Origin of the sequence: Candidatus Trichorickettsia mobilis (genome assembly GCF_034366785.1) — a bacterium.
Classification (GTDB): Bacteria; Pseudomonadota; Alphaproteobacteria; order Rickettsiales; family Rickettsiaceae; genus Trichorickettsia; species Trichorickettsia mobilis_A.
The window spans coordinates 30464-53318 of record NZ_CP112932.1 but is presented as its reverse complement, the minus strand read 5'-3'; the positions used below and the strand labels follow the sequence as shown (position 1 = coordinate 53318).

The 22855-nt window shown below is 33.8% G+C and carries 23 protein-coding genes and 1 tRNA gene; 11 read left to right on the top strand and 13 right to left on the bottom strand.

Annotated elements, in window-relative coordinates; all coding sequences use genetic code 11:
* Nucleotides 1-4: 4 nt before the first annotated feature.
* Nucleotides 5-880 carry a branched-chain amino acid transaminase gene (locus tag Trichorick_RS00260; protein ID WP_323738278.1) on the top strand — a complete coding sequence of 292 codons (876 nt, stop codon included), beginning with the start codon at nucleotides 5-7 and terminating at the stop codon, nucleotides 878-880.
* Between the two features lie 27 nt (nucleotides 881-907).
* Nucleotides 908-2251 (top strand): glutamate--tRNA ligase, encoded by a 1344-nt coding sequence (gltX, locus tag Trichorick_RS00255; RefSeq protein ID WP_323738277.1) that lies wholly within the window; start codon nucleotides 908-910, stop codon nucleotides 2249-2251.
* A gap of 350 nt (nucleotides 2252-2601) precedes the next feature.
* On the opposite strand, the gene Trichorick_RS00250 is transcribed toward gltX, so the two are convergent.
* Nucleotides 2602-2677, bottom strand: a tRNA-Phe gene (locus Trichorick_RS00250).
* A 207-nt stretch (nucleotides 2678-2884) separates the two neighbouring features.
* Here Trichorick_RS00250 and sdhC point away from each other — a divergent pair.
* Genes sdhC through fliQ form a run of 5 tightly spaced genes read left to right on the top strand, consistent with a single transcriptional unit; the run spans nucleotide 2885 to nucleotide 6063 of the window.
* Nucleotides 2885-3274 (top strand): succinate dehydrogenase, cytochrome b556 subunit, encoded by a 390-nt coding sequence (gene sdhC, locus Trichorick_RS00245; protein WP_323738276.1) that lies wholly within the window; start codon nucleotides 2885-2887, stop codon nucleotides 3272-3274.
* A gap of 20 nt (nucleotides 3275-3294) precedes the next feature.
* Complete coding sequence (sdhD, locus tag Trichorick_RS00240) at nucleotides 3295-3678, top strand: succinate dehydrogenase, hydrophobic membrane anchor protein (RefSeq protein WP_323738275.1); 384 nt, start codon at nucleotides 3295-3297, stop codon at nucleotides 3676-3678.
* A 15-nt stretch (nucleotides 3679-3693) separates the two neighbouring features.
* A complete protein-coding gene (gene sdhA, locus Trichorick_RS00235; protein ID WP_323738274.1) occupies nucleotides 3694-5484 on the top strand; it encodes a succinate dehydrogenase flavoprotein subunit in 1791 nt (596 codons plus the stop codon).
* Between the two features lie 21 nt (nucleotides 5485-5505).
* On the top strand, nucleotides 5506-5757 hold the full coding sequence (locus Trichorick_RS00230; RefSeq protein ID WP_323738273.1) for an HU family DNA-binding protein: 252 nt from the start codon (nucleotides 5506-5508) through the stop codon (nucleotides 5755-5757).
* 39 nt (nucleotides 5758-5796) lie between these two features.
* Complete coding sequence (fliQ, locus tag Trichorick_RS00225) at nucleotides 5797-6063, top strand: flagellar biosynthesis protein FliQ (protein WP_316353351.1); 267 nt, start codon at nucleotides 5797-5799, stop codon at nucleotides 6061-6063.
* Here the strand turns inward: fliQ and Trichorick_RS00220 are convergent.
* Nucleotides 6013-6855 carry a TatD family hydrolase gene (locus Trichorick_RS00220; protein WP_323738272.1) on the bottom strand — a complete coding sequence of 281 codons (843 nt, stop codon included), beginning with the start codon at nucleotides 6853-6855 and terminating at the stop codon, nucleotides 6013-6015. The two genes, fliQ and Trichorick_RS00220, sit on opposite strands and share 51 nt — an antisense overlap.
* Before the next feature lie 267 nt (nucleotides 6856-7122).
* On the opposite strand from Trichorick_RS00220, the gene def reads away from it, so the two are divergent.
* Nucleotides 7123-7695 carry a peptide deformylase gene (gene def, locus Trichorick_RS00215; protein ID WP_323738271.1) on the top strand — a complete coding sequence of 191 codons (573 nt, stop codon included), beginning with the start codon at nucleotides 7123-7125 and terminating at the stop codon, nucleotides 7693-7695.
* Between the two features lie 161 nt (nucleotides 7696-7856).
* Here the strand turns inward: def and Trichorick_RS00210 are convergent, their stop codons facing one another.
* From Trichorick_RS00210 to ygfZ, 7 genes are all read right to left on the bottom strand, one after another.
* Complete coding sequence (locus tag Trichorick_RS00210) at nucleotides 7857-8210, bottom strand: hypothetical protein (RefSeq protein WP_323738270.1); 354 nt, start codon at nucleotides 8208-8210, stop codon at nucleotides 7857-7859.
* A 466-nt stretch (nucleotides 8211-8676) separates the two neighbouring features.
* Nucleotides 8677-10284: an Npt1/Npt2 family nucleotide transporter gene (locus Trichorick_RS00205; RefSeq protein ID WP_323738269.1), complete on the bottom strand. Its 1608-nt coding sequence runs from the start codon at nucleotides 10282-10284 to the stop codon at nucleotides 8677-8679.
* 88 nt (nucleotides 10285-10372) lie between these two features.
* Nucleotides 10373-10828 (bottom strand): hypothetical protein, encoded by a 456-nt coding sequence (locus tag Trichorick_RS00200; RefSeq protein ID WP_323738268.1) that lies wholly within the window; start codon nucleotides 10826-10828, stop codon nucleotides 10373-10375.
* Nucleotides 10829-10961: 133 nt separating this feature from the next.
* On the bottom strand, nucleotides 10962-11435 hold the full coding sequence (locus Trichorick_RS00195) for a hypothetical protein (protein WP_323738267.1): 474 nt from the start codon (nucleotides 11433-11435) through the stop codon (nucleotides 10962-10964).
* An 11-nt stretch (nucleotides 11436-11446) separates the two neighbouring features.
* Nucleotides 11447-13147, bottom strand: a complete 1701-nt coding sequence (locus Trichorick_RS00190; RefSeq protein ID WP_323738266.1) for a tetratricopeptide repeat protein — start codon at nucleotides 13145-13147, stop codon at nucleotides 11447-11449.
* Between the two features lie 155 nt (nucleotides 13148-13302).
* Nucleotides 13303-14568: a sigma-54-dependent transcriptional regulator gene (locus Trichorick_RS00185; protein ID WP_323738265.1), complete on the bottom strand. Its 1266-nt coding sequence runs from the start codon at nucleotides 14566-14568 to the stop codon at nucleotides 13303-13305.
* A 27-nt stretch (nucleotides 14569-14595) separates the two neighbouring features.
* Nucleotides 14596-15405: a CAF17-like 4Fe-4S cluster assembly/insertion protein YgfZ gene (gene ygfZ, locus Trichorick_RS00180; protein ID WP_323738264.1), complete on the bottom strand. Its 810-nt coding sequence runs from the start codon at nucleotides 15403-15405 to the stop codon at nucleotides 14596-14598.
* 125 nt (nucleotides 15406-15530) lie between these two features.
* Here ygfZ and Trichorick_RS00175 point away from each other — a divergent pair, with 125 nt between their 5' ends.
* Nucleotides 15531-16322, top strand: coding sequence for an RMD1 family protein (locus tag Trichorick_RS00175; protein ID WP_410250270.1), 792 nt, complete (start codon nucleotides 15531-15533; stop codon nucleotides 16320-16322).
* A gap of 6 nt (nucleotides 16323-16328) precedes the next feature.
* Here the strand turns inward: Trichorick_RS00175 and Trichorick_RS00170 are convergent, their stop codons facing one another.
* The 4 genes from Trichorick_RS00170 to Trichorick_RS00155 all read right to left on the bottom strand — a co-directional run bounded on the left by Trichorick_RS00170 (nucleotide 16329) and on the right by Trichorick_RS00155 (nucleotide 21876).
* Complete coding sequence (locus Trichorick_RS00170; RefSeq protein ID WP_323738262.1) at nucleotides 16329-17129, bottom strand: hypothetical protein; 801 nt, start codon at nucleotides 17127-17129, stop codon at nucleotides 16329-16331.
* Between the two features lie 117 nt (nucleotides 17130-17246).
* Complete coding sequence (gene ftsY, locus Trichorick_RS00165; protein WP_323738261.1) at nucleotides 17247-18149, bottom strand: signal recognition particle-docking protein FtsY; 903 nt, start codon at nucleotides 18147-18149, stop codon at nucleotides 17247-17249.
* A gap of 34 nt (nucleotides 18150-18183) precedes the next feature.
* Nucleotides 18184-20994 (bottom strand): tetratricopeptide repeat protein, encoded by a 2811-nt coding sequence (locus tag Trichorick_RS00160; protein WP_323738260.1) that lies wholly within the window; start codon nucleotides 20992-20994, stop codon nucleotides 18184-18186.
* 102 nt (nucleotides 20995-21096) lie between these two features.
* Complete coding sequence (locus Trichorick_RS00155; protein WP_323738259.1) at nucleotides 21097-21876, bottom strand: 3-hydroxybutyrate dehydrogenase; 780 nt, start codon at nucleotides 21874-21876, stop codon at nucleotides 21097-21099.
* Nucleotides 21877-21964: 88 nt separating this feature from the next.
* Between Trichorick_RS00155 and Trichorick_RS00150 the strand changes: the two genes are divergently transcribed.
* Both Trichorick_RS00150 and Trichorick_RS00145 read left to right on the top strand, forming a co-directional pair.
* Nucleotides 21965-22132 (top strand): zinc-finger domain-containing protein, encoded by a 168-nt coding sequence (locus tag Trichorick_RS00150; RefSeq protein WP_323738258.1) that lies wholly within the window; start codon nucleotides 21965-21967, stop codon nucleotides 22130-22132.
* Between the two features lie 346 nt (nucleotides 22133-22478).
* Complete coding sequence (locus tag Trichorick_RS00145; RefSeq protein WP_323738257.1) at nucleotides 22479-22718, top strand: hypothetical protein; 240 nt, start codon at nucleotides 22479-22481, stop codon at nucleotides 22716-22718.
* The last annotated feature ends 137 nt before the right edge of the window (nucleotides 22719-22855 follow it).

Genomic DNA, 22855 nt, shown 5'->3' with positions numbered 1-22855 from the left:
AACAATGACAACTACTTTCTTGGATCAATTATCAGGGTATATTTGGCTTAATGGTGATCTTGTAAAATGGCAAGATGCGCGAGTACACGCATTAACTCATAGTTTACATTATGCGGGGGCTGTGTTTGAAGGAGAAAGATCATATGGAGGACGAGTTTTTAAAATCCATGAGCATACCGAAAGATTATTAGCTTCAGCAAGTACCATGCAAATGCAAGTTCCTTATAGCTTTGATGAAATTATTGCTGCGCATGAGTCAATAATTGTAAAGAATAAGATTTCCGATGCTTATATCAGGCCATTAGTATGGCGTGGAGCTGAATCATTAAACCTTACTAATAAGAGTTTATCAATAAATTTCATGATTGCAGCAATTGCATCTTCTCCAAAACCAGCAGATAATGTTAGTTTACATATTAGTCGTTGGCGTAAACCACATCCGGATTCATGGCCACCACAAGTTAAATCATCTGGTCACTATGCAATGATGCTAGTAGCATTAGAAGAAGCAAAGCTTCAAGGATATAGTGATGCTATTTTACTTGATTGGCGTGGGTATATTGCAGAATGCACGACCACCAATATCTTTTTTGTATACAAAGACAGGGTGATAACTCCGATAGCAGATAGTTTTTTAAATGGCATTACTAGACAAACTATTATCAGTTTAGCTAAAAAATTAGGTCTTGAGGTTCAAGAAAAGCATATATCTTTATCAGACATAGAAAAATATGATGAATGTTTTTTGACTGGTACTGCTGCTGAAATAAAATTGGTAAATTCGATTGCTCTACACTCGCTGCAAATAACTTTTGCCGATAATAGAATAACTTCTTTATTACAACAAGAATATGCAGCTCTTACTAGATCTGAGCAGTAAAATATAAAATTTATAATCAAGAGTAATATGACCAAACAAGTTAAAGCTAGATTTGCGCCATCACCAACAGGAATGTTACACGTTGGTAATGCCAGAACGGCACTAATTAATTTTCTATATGCCAGAAAAAATAATGGACAGTTTTTCTTACGTTTTGATGATACAGATCTTGTACGCAGCAAAGAAGAGTATAAAGAAGCTATAGTAAAAGATTTAAAATGGTTGGGATTGCATTGGGATCAATTAATTACTCAATCAGCAAGATTAGATAAGTATGAATTGATCAAAAATCAATTGATAGAGCATGGCAGGTTATATCCTTGTTTTGAAAGTGCAGAAGAATTAGAAGTAAAGCGTAAATTGCAGCTAAATAGTGGCTTACCCCCTATTTATGATCGTGCTAGCTTAAACTTGTCAAAACAGCAAATTGAAAATTATATTCAAAGCGGCCGTAAACCTCATTATCGTTTTTTAATCGCAGCAGAGTTGATTCAATGGAATGATTTAATAAAAGGTGAGGTAAAGTATCTTGGAGCTCATTTAGGTGATCCTATTGTAGTTAGGGAAGACGGCAGTATGACCTATATGTTGTGTTCAGTAATTGATGACATTGACTACAACATTACTGATATTATTCGTGGCGAAGATCATGTCACTAATACTGCAATTCAAATTGAAATGTTTGCTGCTCTTGCAACAGCTGCGCCAAACTTTGGTCACCTAAGCTTAATTAAAGCTAGTGACGAGAAGATTTCCAAAAGAGTAGGGGGGTTTGAAATTACTGCTCTTCGTGATGAAGCAGGTTTTGAAGCAATGACTGTTAATAGTTTTTTTAGTACTATTGGCTCATCGAAAACAGTCTCGGTTTGTAAGACTATGGAGGATTTAATTAAAGAATTTGATCTTAACAGTTTTTCTAAAAGTCCTACCACTTATCTGCCCGTAGAGCTAGAGCGTTTAAATCATAAACTATTGATAGAATTAAATTTTATTGAAGTGCAAGAGCGATTACAGCAATTTGGACTGGAAATTGATGAACAGTTTTGGTTAACTGTAAGACCAAATCTACAAAAATTGCATGAAGTTAAAGAATGGTGGAAAATATTATATCAACCTGAATTAGTTAGTGGGTTAGATAAGGAATTTATCAGCTTGGCGCAAACTTTGTTTCCAAATGAAGAAGTAACTGTTGATACTTGGAATAAGTGGGTAAATAAAATTAATGAAGCTAGTGGTAAAAGCGGCAAAGAATTATTTATGCCACTTAGGCTTGCAATTACTGGAATGGAAAGAGGTCCAGAGTTAAAAAATATCCTTCCTTTGATTGGGAGAGAGGAGATCATTAAACGTCTCACAAAATATACTCGTTAAACCAAATTGGCGTTGTCGTGTCTAAAGATTTGTGCTGCTCACGTACTATAGAAGTGCTGCGTTGCACGACTTTGACACTCCTAGCTCTTTGGTAAGTTTAACGAGTATACCTGGAACTATAGTCATCCGAAAACACATAAGGTCATTTAGAAAACACGCAATATCATCCCGAACACATGAAGTCATCCCGAACTTGTTTCGGTATCTCATCAGGACTTCATAAGATCCCGAAACAAGTTCGGGATGACATTGACAAGTTCGGGATGATATTGCGTGTTTTCTAAATGACCTTATGTGTTTGGAAAGTATTTGAATTGTGATTAAAAAATTTTGAATGCGATTAAAGAATGTGGTGGCTAGGGCCGGAATCGAACCGGCGACACAAGGATTTTCAGTCCTTTGCTCTACCGACTGAGCTACCTAGCCATAATAAATAAGTTCACGAGCTGTTTATAACCAATTAATTAGGCTATGTCCATAAAATTTATGTACTAATGCCCCGTTATGATAATTTTTAATTAGCAAATTTAACATAACCTTGCATCATAGTTGTGTAAACGCTATTATCTTTTCAAATAAAAGCTAATCCACTATGTTCTACTTATGATATAGAATATAATTTATAGGCTCATAATGACAAAAACAAAGCAAGATTCTCATATTAGTCGTCCAACTTCTCCACATCTCACGATATATCGTAAACAAATTAGCTCAGTATTATCGATTTTTCATCGCTTGACTGGTGTAATGCTGTTTTTTGCTATTGTTATTAGTACATGGTGGTTTATTTTTTGGGTATTTAGTAAATTTGATCCATACTATATACAACTAATAAAGTGCAACTTATTAAAGATTGCGTTGTTTTTTATTAGTTTAGCTGGTTTTTATCATTTATGCACCGGTATAAGGCATTTAATATGGGATACAGGTAAATGTTTTTCAATAAATTCAATTAATGTTACTGGATGGCTAGCAGTAATATGCACATTCTTTTTTACTTTAATATTTTGGTGGTCACTATAATTTAGTGGGGATATAAATTAATGCAGAATCTACGTACAAATTTAGCAAAAGCAAAAGGTTTAGGTAGTGCTAAAACAGGAACGCATCATTGGTGGCATCAGCGTTTAACAGCGGTTATAATGGTATTTTTTACTATTTGGTTATTAATGTTTATTAAATGTAGCTGCAATAAGGATTTGAGTACATTTATTACAATAATACAAAGGCCATATAATATAGTTCCATTGGGTATAATTGTAGTGGTTTCGCTATATCATGGGATGTTGGGAATGCAGGTAATAATAGAAGACTATATTAGTTGTCTAGCTTTGCGCTTTTCATTTATAGTGTTATTACAAATATTTTGTTTAATCACTATAATTGCGTTTATAGTGGCTTTGTTTTATATGATGACTAATATCTAAGAGGAATTATTATACATGTCAAAAGCTTATAATATTATCCAGCATGAATTTGATGTTGTAGTTGTTGGAGCTGGAGGAGCAGGCTTGCGTGCTACATTCGGCATGGCAAGTCTTGGACTTTCTACAGCCTGTATTACTAAAGTATTTCCAACTCGCAGCCATACAGTTGCAGCTCAAGGAGGCATTAGTGCTGCACTTGGCAATATGGGAGCAGATGATTGGCGCTGGCATATGTATGATACAGTTAAAGGCTCTGATTGGTTAGGAGATCAAGATGCTATAGAATATATGTGTAAAAATGCTGCAGCTGCGGTATTAGAACTAGAACATTATGGTGTGCCTTTCTCGAGAACAGTCGATGGTAAAATTTATCAACGAGCATTTGGTGGTATGACAACTGCTTACGGTAAAGGTAAGCCGGCACAACGAACATGTGCTGCAGCAGATCGTACTGGGCATGCTATTTTACATACTTTATATCAACAAGCCCTAAAACATAAGGCGCAGTTCTTTATTGAATATTTTGTTTTAGATTTAATTATGGAAAATGGTGAGTGTCGAGGAGTAGTAGCTTGGAACCTTGACGATGGTAATATTCATTGTTTTCGTAGTTCTTGTGTAGTACTTGCTACTGGTGGCTATGGAAGAGCGTATTTTTCTGCTACCTCTGCTCATACTTGTACAGGCGATGGCGGTGGTATGGCAGTACGTGCCGGAATCCCATTGCAAGATATGGAATTTGTCCAATTTCATCCAACTGGAATCTACGGTTCTGGATGTTTGATTACTGAAGGAGCAAGAGGTGAGGGAGGCTATTTGGTGAATTCTGAAGGCGAACGTTTTATGGAAAGATATGCGCCATCAGCTAAAGATCTTGCTTCACGAGATGTGGTATCAAGAGCGATTACCATGGAAATTAGAGCTGGCCGTGGTGTAGGACCGCTTAAAGACCATGTACATCTACATTTAAATCATTTATCACCAGAAATTTTACATCAACGTTTACCTGGGATTTCTGAAACAGCTAAAATTTTTGCAGGAGTTGATATAAATTCAGCGCCAATTCCAGTTTTACCTACTGTACATTATAATATGGGAGGAGTGCCTACTAATTATCATGGACAAGTTCTTAAGAAAAACAAAGATGGTACTAATGAAATAATTCCAAATTTGATGGCAATCGGTGAGGTTGCTTGTGTATCAGTGCATGGAGCAAATCGTTTGGGGTCAAACTCGTTACTAGATTTAGTAGTGTTTGGCAGAGCAGCATCACTAAAGGCTGCAGAAATAATTAAACCTGGTGCTTCTCATAAAATTTTATCTGAATCAGCTCTTGATCAAATACTCAGTCGTTTTGATCGAGTGCGTCATGCTAGCGGTGAAATTACTACCGCAAAATTACGCTTAAAAATGCAAAGAGTAATGCAAAATCATGCTGCGGTGTTTAGAAATGAAGCGGTACTAAATGAAGGCGTTACGATGATTGATGCGTTGCGATCAGAATATAGTAATATTGCTATTACCGATCGTTCATTAATTTGGAATAGTGATTTAGTAGAGGCTTTGGAATTGTCTAATTTATTAGATCAAGCAGTATTGACTATGCATTCTGCCGCTAACAGACGTGAGAGTCGTGGAGCTCATGCAAGAGAAGACTACCCTGAGCGAGATGATGAACATTGGATGAAACATACCTTAGCTCAACTTGATGATGTTGGTGCAGTAACTCTTGATTATAAGCCGGTAACGCTTACAACTATGACTGATGAAGTGGAGTCAGTGCCACCGGTCAAGAGAGTATATTAATAAGTATAATACGCGGTATTAATGGCCACTAAAAATGACTTAATAGAAGCTCTAAGTAAAGAAATCAGCTATTTATCCAAAGAAGATAGCAGTGAGGTTGTCAATTTAGTTTTAGAATACTTAACTGAAATGCTTGTTCAGCATAATAAGATAGAAATTAGAGGTTTCGGTAGCTTTTCAATACGTAGTAGAAAATATGCAAACTCTAATAAATTGTATAATACAGTTTACTATCGTATGGCAAAAAATGTCATGGATTCAACAACTATATAGATCACGATAATAATCATAGATAGAAATATAAAGACAATTATGGATACAGGTTCTTTTAATGAAATTACTCGAGAAGCGCTGTATGTTTTAATTGCCGTTTCTAGCCCTATACTAATTCTATCTTTGGCAGTTGGTTTAATTATTTCATTATTTCAAGCTTTAACACAAATCCAGGAAACCACATTAACATTTGTACCTAAGATTCTTACTATTTATATTAGTATGCTGATAATACTGCCATATATGTTATCAAAATTAAAAATCTTTACTGATCATATTATTCAGCACATCACTCAATACCGGTGAGCTTTTGAACTTCCTCGCCTCTTGCGCTTTATTGAAAAGTTTAAAGAAATTATCAGTTGTCTGCTGTGCTAGCTCCATTTTAGAAATATTTTTAAGATCTGCAATCGCAGTAGCTACAAATTCTACAAATGATGGTTCATTGACAGAACTACGCATTGGTACTGGTGCTAGGTAAGGGGAATCTGTTTCAATTAATAATCGATCTAATGGCAAAAATTTTACTATTTCTCGTAAATGATCAGCATTTTTAAAAGTAATAATGCCGGAAATAGAAATATACATCCCAAGATCAAGCATTTTTTGTGCTAAATGCTTTGAAGCAGTAAAGCAATGAATTAGCCCTGGAAACGGTGAGTTCCTCATCTCAGTAGTGATAATATCAATAGTATCTTCCTCTGCTTCACGAGTATGTACGATAACAGGGAGAGCATTGCTTTGTGAAGCAATTATATGCTGAAGAAAGCTATGTTTCTGCTGCTTTTTTCTAGTGGAATCATGATAATAATCCAATCCAGTTTCACCAAGGCCAATAACTTTAACATGTTCTGATAGTTTTATTAGATCTAAATAAGAAAGAGTATCAATTGCATCAGTTGGATGTACTCCAACTGATGCATACACAGCTTCAAATTCTTCTGCGATTTTTAAGATATTTGGAAAATCATCAAGTTTGGTACAGATTGTTTGCATATAATTAACACCGTTTTTATTTGCACGAGTTATAATATCCGACAAACTATCATTAGTTTTATTTACTAATAAATCTAAATGGCAATGCGAGTCTACTAACATTTGGTTGCACTTATACAGTTATAAAACAGTGTTGAATCTCAAAACTAATTTGAGATCAATGATCAATAATGTTGTGTAATATAACATTTTCTATGCGTTTAGTCCATATGATACGACTTAATATGATACGACTTAAAAAGCTAGTAACCAATGCTCTTATTTTCCATAATATATATTATAAAACTTTTCTTATAAGAGTGATGAGCTATTAATCTCCTCTTTTACAAAAATGATTTGCAAAAATTGCAACTATATTTTATACCTACTATGAGCAAATTGGTATTTATTATAAAAATGGCAGAATATTTGAACTTGGTTTATGCTCCAAACGATATTTTTAGGCAGAAAGCAGCAATTATAACAATTATTGATGATAATATCAGAACCGTAGCTGATCAAATGCTAACCACTATGTATACTGAACGAGCTGTTGGCCTAGGCGCTAATATGGTAGGTGTACTTAAGCGGATTGCAGTTGTTGATCTTCAAGAAAATGGTATACGCACTCCTTATATATTTGTTAACCCAGAAATCAATTGGCGTAGCACTGATACTCAAATATTTAATGAGTCATCACTAAGTTTTCCTGGTATAGCTGCCGAAATTACACGGCCTAAAGCAATCAAAATGACTTATTTAGATTATCATGGAATTTCGCAGACACTAGAAGCTGAAGGTTTGTTGGCAACAGTAATTCAGCATGAGGTTGATTATTTGGATGGCAAGATATTTTTAGATTATCTTTCGAAAATGAAGCAAGATCTTTTGTTAAAGAAAATGATAAAATATTTAAAATTAAACCCACCGCATGTTCATGGTGCACATTGCCATCACCATTAGGCCTTATGCAACGTCTTGCTTGAGCCAAAGGCGAAGCAATCCAGAAAGGAAAATCCCGCTTCCAGCTAGATTGCTTCGCCTTTGGCTCAAGCAAGACGTAAAGCGCCTATAAATAGCTAAGCTATCTATTAATAACGTTGCTTCAGTTCTTATAAAACAAATCAGTAATCAATACCACTATCACCTATATAATCAATATTTACATCGCTGATATCCGGGCTAAAGAATATTGCAGCTGATTTGTTTAGGTTATGCTCAGCTATCAATTTCAGGCTATGATGAGCGTTTTTAACGAAACCATCATCTAAATAACCAGCAAATTGTTGTAGCATTTTACATACATGCGGACAATCTTCTCGGAAGTTTGGCCACAACACAGCTCTTACATACGCTTGAAAACTCTCTATTTGCGGTCTAAATAAAGAAGAGCTAAAATAATTCTCAACGAAAATAGCTATAAATTCTTGTACATATACTACCTCACCGTTCAATCTAGCATCACTCCAGTTGGTCAAGTTATAAGCTTCTACTATAACTGGTTCTTGTACAATTTTTTATTAATTAGTTAAAAAAATTTTCTTCTTTTTTACCATTAATAATTTTAGGGTAAGGTTTATGATCATTATCAAAGAACACTTTGCACGCCGCATGAGTACCTTCATGTATCAGTCTACCAATCATATCCTTTTTCCAAAGCTTTATTTAACAACCATGATTTAAGATTTTTAGAATAATACCTCCAAATATCATGCATTCAAATGCTTCTTTATGTCGTGGATTAGCAAAATCAACATAGTCAAATGCATCAATGCTTTGATTTCTAACCAACACTGTAAACGCTGATGCTAACAAGTTGATATCTATATCTTTTGTTTTGGATTAGTGTGTTTTTGCTTTCTTTTCATAACATTTACCATATTTTATATTTATATAATTATATATAATATAATAATATGAATAATGCAACAAAAATATTAAACTTTATTTATTTGTTTTTTCTATTACTGTCTTATATTCTGTATCTAGTTCCCCTACACCCCAAATCCACAAAACACAGACCATGGTAAAGATCATCATTAAATAAATTGAGATTGATTGATAGCTAGCAGTTGGTAGAATCATAAAAATTAACGACTGTAGTAACGCACTAGTTGATTTACCAATTTTAGTACCGATAACATCAGCTGCTGCTTTACCTTTGGTTTTTAAATCATCGTCTAGAGGTACATAAGACATTTCTTTGGTGGAATCAAATAAAGTATATTTACTGGATTTGCTGAGAACATTCTGGATAGCACCGATAGTTACTGCCATAACTGCAGGATCAGTGAAAACAAAAGTAGCTACTATTAACGTTGCTGCAACTTGAAAATTAGCAATAGTAAAAAATAACAAACCAGTAACCAACACCATTATGGGTGTAATGATAGCAGCAGTATACCAGCCTAGTGTTCTCACTATGCTTGACCCTAGTATTACAAAACCCACGGTAAAAATACCGGTATATTTCAGGTAACCACCAACAAAACTAGCAAATTCTGTGGGCGTAGTATAAACCTTGGCTGCCATTGCTTTCCATGGTCCTTCTACCAAATTAATTGCTAACCCATAACAGACCAGTAAAATAGTAATTAACATGATATATCGTGAAGATAATACCATTCTTAAACTTTCTCTTAACCCCACCTGAATCTTACCGGGCTTAAATTTTAATTGCTCAACAGCAGAGGCTTCTAATATTTTATGGTTCAGTAACCAGAATATAAATAATGCGATGATTCCTAAGATCAGTACGGTAATTAATATTATCTGTATTGATAAAACATGATCCAATAAAAGTGATAAATTAAATTGTAGTGCAAAATATTGGTTAATATCTGCTAAATTAGATAAAAATTGTCCGGAAACATAAAGTCCTGTTTGACCCAACAAACCAAATAATGGGTAAAATCTTGTTGATTCTTCAACGTTGGTGATAGTGTTGACAAATTGCCAAAATAATAAAGCAAAGACCACATTGGGCCATAATTCTGCAATTATATAAAATAATGAAAAACTCCAATTTGATAATAACAATATAAACCACTTAAAATTAGGATAGTTACTAATTAACTGTTGAGCATGATCTGTGCTTAAATGCAGTAATTGATGATTTGGAAAAATATAGAAAGCGAATAAAGCAAAAAATGTTAAGAATAAGGATATTATTAGATAAAAAATATATTCACTTTTAATACTGCTTACTAATTTGACGTAAACTATAGTAAAGCAGAATGCAGCTGGCATAACTCCCCAGAATTTTAGGAATGAAATGGTTTCCGGACCAATCATGGTATTGACTATACTATCTTTTAAAGCTCGAATTAGATTCTGGATACATAAAATACAAAACATCAACAAGGTTATGGATAAAAATTTCGGTAATTCAGCAGAGTTAATTGGCCAAATGTAATTGATAAATTTAGTAGGTTTATTTTGAAATTCTACTGAGATTTTGGAAAAAAATTTGTTGAATTTTAGATGTATTAAGGAATAATTTTGAAAATTAGCAAGAAATGAACGAAAAAAATTTCTATAACATAATGCCATTAGGCCTAACCTTTTCTAATATGTGGCTAGATCTGCATAGTATAGAGTTTTGTTAAATTCGTCAATAATTATTTCGGTTTTCGTATACCTATGCATCTATAGGATTACCATTACGATCATACATTTCGATCTCATTGTGCAAATGATCCCATTTATAATATCTTCTATCCTTTCCACTTAAGCCATTCGTTTTAATATCTTTCTTATAATTCTGCAACTCTCTCCAGACTGGGCTTTCAGCTTTTTCACAATTAAATTTTCTCTGGCCAACCTTATGCTCTTCATCATCCGGGTCGGGCATACCTGAGATAGTGGAATCCTTGAACTTACCTACCTGAGGAGGTTGGGTTTGTTCAAGTTTGCGCTTCTCCAGAATTATCTGATTATAATGCTCATTTTCACTTGAGGAAAGAAAAACCGCAGCAATTTTGTCCAGCTCAATACCACCACTAAGCTGCCAGGCTGCAGCTGCTGTTATTGCCGTATTGATCAGGTAAGTGCCAAGCTCTAGAGTTGCAACTCCCATCATCGCAACTTGGGTCATTGCCAATTGCGGTTGTGGTGCAATTTCCGGTCGCTGCTGGTATTGCTGGTATGTAAAATATGCAAGCGTCTCGATTTGTTCTTGCGCTTCTACTGCAAGCTCCGGATATTTTTCTTACACGACTTTAATCTAATTAATAATCAAATCGAAATAATACCTTTTTAGCTGGTAACTCTATAGCAAAAACTTGAACCTGATGAGATTCTTCTTCGTGTAAGCTCTCTTCATAAGTAATTTCTTGCATATCATTGAAAGAAATTACTTGAAAATTTATAAAGTCATCAAATATACACCTTAAGTTTGATTGTAATATTATTTCAGTTTCAAAAGGCAACCTCTTATATACTGAAGATACAAGGCTGAAAGATATTTTAGATGTATCAAACCAAGAATAAAAAAACATGCTTTTATTTTGAAAATCTTTGAAGATAATAGACGCTTTTTTATCTACAATCTTGTAGAAAAGATTTTTAAACTTTTGAAACGTGAGCAACTTCAAGTCCTCGTCTTCTTCTGCAATAATGTAAGAAAGATTTTTTACTGCTTCAAGATTAATATCGTTCTCAGAATAATTATAAAATATTCTTTCTGGAGAGAAAATTTTCATAGGTTACATCGTTATTTAATTCCGTTTAAATCTTTCCATTCTATTAATCTACCAACATCACTTTTATGTTTATTTTGTATTATATTGCCAAATTCATCTGCATCAGCAAACCACTCTAAACCTCTAGAGGTTTCTTCAAACAATTTATACCTAGAACCACCATGACCAGCTGTGTCTTTAGACCACCAAATATCTTTATTACCTAATTTTTGGAGTGGGTCTCGATAAAAATTACCAAATTTTTCATGTCTAGATATTTTATCAGCTTCATTTTTATTTTTAACTTGCCATTTAAATCTATCTTCATCGTCCGGGTCGGGCATGCCTGAGATAGTGGAATCCTTGAACTTACCTACCTGAGGAGGTTGGGTTTGTTCAAGTTTGCGCTTCTCCAGAATTATCTGATTATAATGCTCATTTTCACTTGAGGAAAGAAAAACCGCAGCAATTTTGTCCAGCTCAATACCACCACTAAGCTGCCAGGCTGCAGCTGCCGTTATTGCCGTATTGATCAGGTAAGTGCCAAGCTCTAGAGTTGCAACTCCCATCATTGCAACTTGGGTCATTGCCAATTGCGGTTGCGGTGCAATTTCCGGGCGCTGCTGATATTGCTGGTATGTAAAATACGCAAGCGTCTCGATTTGTTCTTGCGCTTCTACTGCAAGCTCCGGATATTCTGCTTTAACTCGCTGAATAATATTCGCAACCACTTGCGCATCTTGTTCCGAAATAGAACTAGACAATGCAAGGCGTTCCTGCACCCTCTCAGCAATTCTTTCTCGGTAAGAATCCAGTTCTACCTCCAGCTCATATGGATTTACCATATGTTCAGCTACATCAGCTTTAGTTATGGTTACGACATCTTCCTGCTTACTTTTGCGTTCTTGTTCCTGTGAGATATGTTGTTCTATATTGAATTGTTGCATCTGCAACCGCGCTACATCCGCCTGCTGTTGATACACAGATTCTTCTTCGGTACCACGTAATAATCCAACCAACTCGCGACATGATTCAAAATCATCCGGTCTCAATGATACTGCTTGCTTATAATACTCTATTGCTTCACTCTTATTACCAAGTGCCTTCGCAGTACTGGCTAGATACGCATAAGCTGCTGTAAATGACGGGTCTAGTGCTATTACTCGCTTAAAACTACTATAGCTTTCAGCATAATTCTGATTTGCACCGGTCATGCCATAATTTACTAAACCATGAGCGTAATGCGCATTTACATCATCAGGGTTATAAGCCAGCAATCTTTCACAACTATTCAAAATATGTTGAGTGTTAACACACTCCGTCTGAAACTGTTGTAGCAACTCCGGATTTTTAATGGCCACAGGATCAATCTGTTTGGCTAGCTTTACGTAACCTTGAGCTTTACTGCGTTCTCCCATAGCTCCATATAAATAACTTGCACGCAGATAATTACTAATATCTCGAGGGTTTTCTTTGATGTTCCGGTGTATTTCCTGCAACGCTACAGGAATTTTGCAAAGAATATGAATATCTTGTGGCGGAATTTTATTACTAATACCTAAACTATTATAGGTTATTACTTCAGCAGCTTTTGTGTTGCTGCTGATAACATCTTCGATCGATTTTTTGGGGGATAATTGTTGTTTGTCGCCTGTGCCTGTAGATTTGAGTTCATTAGCCAGTGATTGATGTTTTGGCCATATTGGCTCAGAAATTTCCGTTATATTTTTCATATTGACCTCCTACAACAACTTATAGTTATAATAATCTTATTATTGCAACTATAAGTGTATGTACTTTCTAATTAACAGTCAATCATTAGTTGATATTTTAATACAAATCTTGCTATAATATGGGGACAAACTATAAAGCATTCTCTCTATACCCATCACTTATTAATTGCATTGGCATTAGTATATAATTCTAATTTTTCTTTAAGTGTACTAATAGAAATTCCTAGTATATTGGCTGCATTAGTAAGATCCCCCAAGCAATAACCTACTGTGTTAACTATAAGTTCTTTTTCCACATCAACAATTTTTTTACCAACAAAACTTTCACTTTTTAAATATATATCTTCAGCTTGAATTTTCTCACCATTTGATAATAGCACAGCTCGATGAATTACATTTTCAAGTTCTCTAACATTACCGGGCCAGGAATAATTTATCATTTTATCTATAGCTGATTTAGACAGTGGTTTTACGGCTAGTTTATTATTAGTAGCATATTTATTAATAAAATTATTACTTAATACTACAATATCTTCTTTGCGTTCTGATAATTTTGGCAACTCAATATTAATAATATTCAAACGAAAGTATAAATCTTCCCTAAAAGTACCATTAGCAATCTCTTCCAGCAAATTACGATTGGAAGTAGCAATAATTCTGAGGTCAACCTTAATTGGACCGGTACCACCTACTCTATCTATCTCTTGTTCTTGAATTGCTCTCAGTAATTTTGCTTGCAGCTTAATATCCATTTCACTGATTTCGTCCAATAATAAGGTACCACCGCTAGATTCCTCAAATTTACCTATTCTTCTAGCTACAGCTCCGGTAAAAGCACCTTTTTCATGACCAAATAATTCTGATTCTAATAAATTCTCTGGAATTGCTGCGCAGTTTACTCTAATAAATGGTTTTTGGGCTCTAGTGCTGTGCTCATGAATATAGTGTGCAAATACTTCTTTACCGGTTCCAGATTTTCCGGTAATTAATATATTGGCATCAGTTGGCGCAATTTTATCAGCAATAGCAATTACTTCCTGAATTGCAGCTGATGTTCCAATAAGTGGTCTGGTATTATCAGAAATTGCTGTAAAAATTGCAGCAATTAATTTTTCATCAGGCGGCAAAGGCAAGAATTCCTTTGCTCCAGCTTTAATTGCCGCAACTGCAACGGCAGGAGAGCAATCAACACCATAAGCGATTACCGGTGTTGAAATATGTTCTTGATGCATTGATTTTATTAATAATCCAAGATCATATTTACAATCTATCAGCACCAAATCAGCACCCTTGCCTTCTCGTACAAAATCCAAGGCTTCTTCCACATTACCAACCATCATTACCTGTACTTTTCTTGCTTGTGCTAAATCTATCGCTTTTTTTATTTCACTATTTATATCGCCAACTATTAATAATCTCATGATCGTATTTATTCCCTTATATTGATTTTATCGCCACTCTGGTATTGACAACTTTATTTCTATACCATCTACTGTAATTAGTTCATTGCTACAAGCAAAATAGTTTTCTTCTCTGACCAATGCCAGACCTTGAGTTTTATAAGTTGAACAAACCCTACCTATAACCTCAGAACTACTGACAATCTCATTTGTCTTTAATTGATTATTCATGTCAGTCTTAGCTTGAATTTTAAATATTTTTTTACGAACTGTTCCTTGGTACTTAGTACGAGATATTACTTCCTGACCGATATAACAACCTTTATCATAACTTATAGCACCAAGCTCTTCAGCGCCATATTCCACAGGGATTGATTTTCCAGGAATTAAATCAATATCACCATCCGGTATCGCAAAATTATACTTATCATTTAAATATAAATCTAGCTGTGCATCTGGAACAAATTTCACCGTTTTATTCACTATTGATCGTATACCTAGTTGTTGATATCTGGGATCGTGTGATGAAAATATTGTAGTAAATTCCGGTTTATTTTTAGAGTATATCACACTATACTTATCGCTTGAGTTAAAAAATTCAACTCTGGCTCGCAGCTTGTACATCATTAGTTTTTCAATAAATTGCGCTGAAATTGTTTGACTAATATCTATTAAAAACTTTTCTGATGACAGTTTGATTATAAAAAAATCAAATAAATATCTACCTTGATTATTGAGCATATAAGTATAACAATAATCATTAACGGTTAAATCGTTGGTTATTAAATTTTGCAAAAATTTACTGGCATCAACGCCGCTAACTTCCAGGATTGAGCGATCAGTTAAAATTTCATACATATGTTACATATTGACTTAATCAGTTTTATAGCTACACTATAATCCAAAATACTTTAACTTACTAAATAAAAAAACTAAATAAATTTATGCGATGTTCGTCTTACTGCACAGCTTCCGATTATAAGATTAATAAGCTAGTTGAGTACTTAAATAATAATGGACTAGAACCAAAACACTTTGATGACGTAATATATGCGCAAAAAGAAAACCGGAAAGGAGCCAATCACATTGATATTTTTTTCTTTCCTTTTGGCTGTATAACTATTTGGGGTGGCGATGAAATTCAGGAAAAAGCAATTTTGCAAGAACTTTTAGATTTTGAAGTAGAAAAACTCAACAATTCAACTTCTGATTTTATTTATTTTGATTATAATAAGGAAGCAGAAAAAACCTTTATTGATGAAGAAAAAAATGAAATTATTCTAGGAGATCAATCAGAATTTATAAAACTATCTATCTCACATGCTTTAGCACAATCAGTAAAATTAAATGTATTAGAAAAATCTGTAAGTACGCTTTTAAATAATACTGCTCCAATTCAACAAGAATTAGCAAGCACTGGTAGTGTCTCCTTATCAAAAAAAGAAATATCAAAGCAGATTGGTATCTTATTCAACGAACGTTATTCAATCAATCTACATAGCGATATCCTAGATACTCCAGAATTTTTCTGGCGTCGCCCAAGCTACGAACCTTTATATCTTATGACTGCTGAGTTCCAGGATATTCAAGTGCGGCAAAATATTTTAACTCACCGCCTTAATATGATTCAGGAACTCTATAATATATTATCTAATGAACTTAATAATAAACACTCCTCTAGATTAGAAATAACTATAGTTATTTTAATTGCAATAGAAGTCATCTTAGCGCTAGGACACAGCAATATTGTATCTAAATTTCTAGATTTATTTTAATTGTTATTATTGATCTAAGTTACTTTCATTAACATGCCCATGCAGTTCAATTGAAAGATAATTAGTAATATGGTGATCCACTTCTTCTACTCCGGTAATGCAGACAGCTGCCTTGCATATTCCAGATAACGAAAAAAAATTATCTTTAATAAAATTATTAACAGAGTTAAGCGCCGTATTTACATCTAAATCCAAATATTCTGTCATTATACTCTTTAGCAAATCTTTGTCTTTAAATTGGTCATAAGCTCTTAACTTATAATATTCATTCAAAGGTATAGTAGTAACATTATCATCATTAAATTTATCTTTTATAAATTCTGCAATTGCCAACCCTTGAAATATCTGCTCTATAAGCTCTCGAGAATTAGGAATATAATTACCAGTGATGAATACAATAATATTACCATTCTCTTTGTGATATTTAAGAATATCTTGTATAGTTAGGTCTTGATAGATAGACAAACTCAAATCTCCAGCGGCAACATCATATTCCACTATTTTCTTTGACAGAGTGTTCCAATAGAATAATGGTAGCTGTTCTCGTTGAAGCTCATTAACAGATTGCTGAGTTAAATCTTCAACCCAATCTTTCATCATTCTCATCGTTGTACTATCAACGTTCATGCCAGTCACAGCCACCATGCCAATCAGCTCTTTTAGCGCCGATAGCTTGTCCTTAACCTCAAGAAACTGAAGCCTAGTAAAATTTAGATTAATTAGCCACTCATCTTGTGACTGACCATGACTCAGCTTCATTATTCGTTTATATAATGACTTTTTATCATAGTCAGTTGATTTAGACATAATTTTTACCTCATAAGTTGATTATGAATAAAAATTAATATAACTCAATATGTATGTCAATATTTTTATATTAAAATATAATTTTCTGCCTAAATAGATAGTTTTGTATAAATACAATTAAATACCTACCAATGTTTTAGCAAAATCTAGATGATCAAACTGCTTGAGATCATCAATTTTTTCACCAACCCCAATAAAATGTACTGGTAAAGCAAATTTTTTGACTATTCCAACAATGGCTCCTGCTTTTGCTGTGCCATCTAATTTAGTAATAATTAAGCCAGTAACGCCAGCGATGGCAGTAAATTGTTCTACCTGATTAAAAACATTTTGACCAGTAGTACCATCAATTACTAATAAACAATGATGAGGAACAATGGGATCAATTTTTTTTAATACCCTAACAATTTTACTAAGTTCATCCATCAAATTTTGATAATTATGTAATCGGCCAGCGGTATCAATAAATAAAATATCAATATTATTAGCTATTGCTTGCTGCATCGCTGAATATGCAACACTAGCTGGATCCGCTTCTATATCACCAGTGAACAACATCGTATTTGAACGAATACTCCACTCAGCCAATTGCTCTACCGCTGCTGCTCTGAAGGTGTCGCAAGCAGCAATGGCCACTTTTTTTCCAGACTGCATATAACTAGCTGCTAATTTACCGATAGTAGTAGTTTTACCACTACCATTTACTCCACACACTAAAATTACATTTAATCCAGGATGATCACAGGTAAATTTGTTATTACTAACTGCCAGGATATTAGAGATTTCTTCTGCTAGTTTTTCTTTAATTAATTCAACAGTAATATCTTTGTCAAACTTCGTTGTTTTTAAACGTTGAATTAGCAGTGCAGCAACTGCGCTGCCCATATCTGCAGCGACTAATAATTCTTCTAATTCATTTAAACTATTATCATCCAGCTTTTTTTTAAAGAATATATTGTCAATACCACTAGAGATTTTACCTGAGGTATTAATTAACGCTTGTTTGATTCTATTAAACATATCTAGGCTTTACGTATAAATTTAATGAGAATGCTTAACTAAACAGCTGATTTTTATATTTTTCAAGTAAAATCTGTACTTGGTTAATATCCAAACTTTGATCCAAATTTTTATAATCTATCGGCTTACCAGTGGTTAATAATAAATCTACTGTATTTTTAAGCATTTCATTTTCACTATTAAGATTCAAAGATTGTACTAAAGCTGCTAGTGCCGGTTGGTCATTAATCATATAATAAGCGATAGCTAACCTTAAAATATCCTGAATCATTGCGCCATCATTTATTTTATCTTTAGCAATGTTGTTCACTATTGGCGCTACTAAATCAATATATTCCTTCCATTTTTCTGCTTGGAATAAACTTTCTTTTTTTAGAATCTGAGCATCTTTAGAATCATCTTCAGCCAAAACGTCTAAAGCCTCAAGATATTGATTCGTATCAATTAATGCTTTAGCTTTAAGCCGTAAGCGATATTTATGTTCATCAAATTTAAAATTATCCTTATCAGTTTCATCTAGAACCTTAATCGCTTCCAAAGGTTTTTTATCCATTAACAGTGCTATTGCCAAATGATCAGCATTAATTATACGTTTTTCTCCAGTAAGACGATAAGAAACCTGGTGTTTTAATAATTCAACAGCTTGATCAAGTAGGTCGAGCTCCATTAATTTTCTGGCGATCAACAAAATAATCTCATCACCCTGAACGCCTATAGGATTAAGCTCTTTAAATTCATTAAACAATGATACTGCTTCAAAAGGAGACATCTTCTCAACAGTGCCGCCTGGTAAGAAAATACCATTAAAGATTTTTACCATCTCTGAAGTAATATAGAAATTGCTAAGTTGGTTATTAAATGCATTTGAGATATACATATAAGTTCGGAGCGCATTCATACTATCATTCTGATCACGATAATATCCAGCTAATAATAGTAGTAAATCATATTCTAACGTATCCCCACGCCAGAGAAATCTTAATGCTTCTAAACGCTTTGTTGCCTCAGCCAAACTAATTTCTTTTTTACTAACTTGTAATTTTACCAGTTCCATCTCTGCACGCACTTGATTAAATGGATCATCTTCTTTTTGTGCTAGATCAGTTAGAAATTGCTGAGTTAAATTTAGCTGTTTCTTTTTTCTATAATAGCTTGCTTTATAAAATTGCAAACTGTTGGTGTATTTTCCAAGAGGGGCACTGCGTAATATCTTAAACATTGATTCAACAGTTTTTAGATCATTACTAAGCAAACATAAATCAATTTCACTGAAAGCTAACGGCCAATATAAATCGTCAGGATATAAATTTACAAACTTGTCTAAGTTACTTAGAAAGCCTATTTTATTTGGATTTTTACCAAATAGAAATGCGTTATAATTGTTCCATAAATTAATTTCATCTGCATTTGATTGATCAACAATTGCCAACAAACTAGTATAAATCTTAGCTGCTTCATCAAGTACTCCTACCAAAGTATAATCTACGGCAGTTAAAAACTGGCTTTTAAGATCTACTTTATATTCGTCGTTTGTAGTTTTCTGAGCTAAAACTAAAGCTGATAATGATTCTTTATATAAGCCATGCTCAAAGAAAAATTTTGCAAGCTCAAGCCTTTTACTAAATAGAACAGTCTTATTATCCGCAAGTCCGGCCTCGCTAATTAATTGACTCCGTGTATCAATAAATTTCTTATCGTCAACCCAATGTCCGACAGGGAGTAAGCTACCTTGATCAGTGGATAGAAGAATCTTGGAAGTGTTGTCATTACTATTATTTTGATTAGTATTTAAAAAATCACTTTTGGAAATAATATGTAGTGAATTTTTATCTTTGCTGAATTCAACACTTTCATCACTACTAATAGCTGTAACACATCCTTGAATAGAAGGAATAAGATTAAAATCAATAAACTCTTTTAATTGTTCAACACGTATAGAGGGAGTTTTAAAAGTAATAAGTTTTATAATATCTCCTACTACTTTATCATTAATTTCTATAAATCTACTATTCTCAAAATCACCGGTAATTGTCAATTCATCCTGATTCTCTGCTACTTGAGGAGTCAATACCAATTTTTTGTCTTTATTCTCAACTTGAGAAATAATAATATTCCATAATTTACCGGTTTTAGTAACCCGTGCATTTTTATAACCGTTAACTTTCATTTTTAAAATAGTATTGGTATCAGAAGCTATTTGAGTAAAATTAGTTAACACTGAATTATTAATAAAGGTAAATATTTTTGGTTGATCAAATACTATCCAAAGATATTTACCTCTAAAAAAGGCAGCCATTCCAGGATTTTGTTCACCAAAATCAAATGTTAGGATATGCTCTCCTTTAATTAGTTTATATCCTATATTATCTTTATTTTCTTGTTTGATCTCAGACTTTGGCTCTGGTGTTTTTGAATTAGAGGAATCATCTATTGTTTTCTGATCCACTGCTGGAGCTGAAGTTTGAAGCTCTTGTTCCTCTGGTTCGGCGCGAAATTTTATTGCTGTAAGTTTTTCGCCATTAATAATGGATTGAGATTTAAATTCTGCTTTTGTAGAAAAAGTAATTAGTTTTTGGTCTTTACTTAATTGTGGAGTAGTAGCAAATCCGCTAAAATCACCTGGATTCAATAATTCAAATCCAGTAGGAATACTCATAGTTACTGAAACATTGTTACCATTCGCAGCAACTTTTAATTGCTGCTCTCTACCATGATAAAATATAAAAATTGTGTTACCATCAAAAGTTTTAACTTCTATTTTAATTGGCGCTTCAATGGCTATCGCAACGTTAGTATGCATTAACAATAATAAAAATAGCAAAATGGTATTTTTAAATCTGGTCATTATTTTACTGTAGCCTAAATAGGATAAATTGCTTTTAGAAGAAAATATTATCAATAGCAGCTCAAGTAAAGAAATTTTATCCTTGATAGCCTGATCTTATAATTAATGAGCTGTCCATCCACCATCCATTGGCAAAGCTGCACCAGTAACTGAGGCAGATTTACTACTGCATAAAAATTCTACCAATGCTGCAAGCTCGGCAATTTTAATAAATTTCTTTGTTGCATGAGGTTCCAACATTACTTTTTTGATGACTTCTTCTTCACTAATGTTTCTGACTTTTGCTGTATTTGCTACCTGATCCAGTACTAATTGTGTTTGACAATACCCTGGACATATCGCATTCACCGTTACTCCATATTCAGCACATTCAAGAGCAACAGTTTTGGTTAGCCCAAGCAAACCATGTTTAGCAGCAACATAAGCTGACTTAAAAGGGGATGCTACTAAAGCATGGGCAGAAGCAATATTGATGATGCGTCCAAATCCATTTTTTTTCATGCTCGGTAGCGCATATTTTATGGTATAAAATGCTGAAATTAAATCGATACGTAATATTGCTTCCCATTTTTCTGGAGGAAAATCTTCGATCGGTGCTACAAATTGGATGCCAGCATTATTGATTAAGACATCAATCTTGCCAAATTTTTCAAGTATTTGCTCGAACATTGCTGTAATTTCTACCGGTTTTGATAAATCAGCATTATGGTAAAAAACATCTGTAGCTCCTAAATTTTTTAATTTAAGACAAATTTGTTCGACCATATCTGCTGCAGCAAAACCATTAATCACCACCTTACTTCCAAGTGAAGCTAAATGTTCAGCAATTCCAAGACCAATACCACTAGTAGATCCTGTAATAACCACTATTTTATCTTGCATGTTATTATCTCCTGACTTAAAATAAAGACCTATAGTAACAGTTTATTGTAAGTTAATTATTAAAAATATCTTATATCACATTAAATTTATGAACATTGTTGAAATTGTGAACACAAAAACCAGTTCCGTTTCTTGTGCAGGCAAAGAAGTGCCTTACGATCATCCCAAAGTATATTTAGAGATAGATACAGAGAATGGTTCTATAGTTTGTCCATATTGTAGCAAGAAATTTATACTGAAGGATAACGAAGCCTAATAATTTCTTTCGCTATTTATTACCTTATCCCAGAGTGTTCAATGAATCATACACGTCAAGTTAAGGAAAAGAGATGATACAAACCATCAGTGCGAAGCACAGCCGAAGCAATCCAGAAAAACTCTATTTAACTAGATTGTCGCGCTCGTAAATGGGTTCAGCTCAGACAATTGAGTGTTAATTTTCCTTAACTTGACGCGTATGATTCATTGAATATTCTTTAAAATCTCAGCTAATTACAAGATAATTCCATCAAGATTAATATTGACTGCTAATTAGAAAGTACATACACTTATAGTTGCAATTATAAGATTATTGCGACTATAAGTTGTTGCAAGAGGTCAATATGAAAAATATAACGGAAATTTCTGAGCCAATATCGCCAAAACATCAATCACTGGCTAATGAACTCAAGTCTACAGACACAGACGACAAACAACAATTATCCCTTCAGCAATACCAGCAGCGTCCAGAAATTGCGCCACAGCCGCAATTGGCAATGACACAAGTTGTGATGATGGGAGCTGCAACTCTAGAGCTTGGTACTTACTTGACCAATACTTCAATAACGGCAGCAGCGACTTGACAGCTTAGTGGTGGTGTTGAGCTGGACAGAATTGCTGCGGTTTTTCTTTCCTCAAGTGAAAATGAGCATTATAATCAGATAATCCTAGAAAAGCGTAAACTTGAGCAGAACCAACCTCCTCAGGTAGGTAAGTTCAA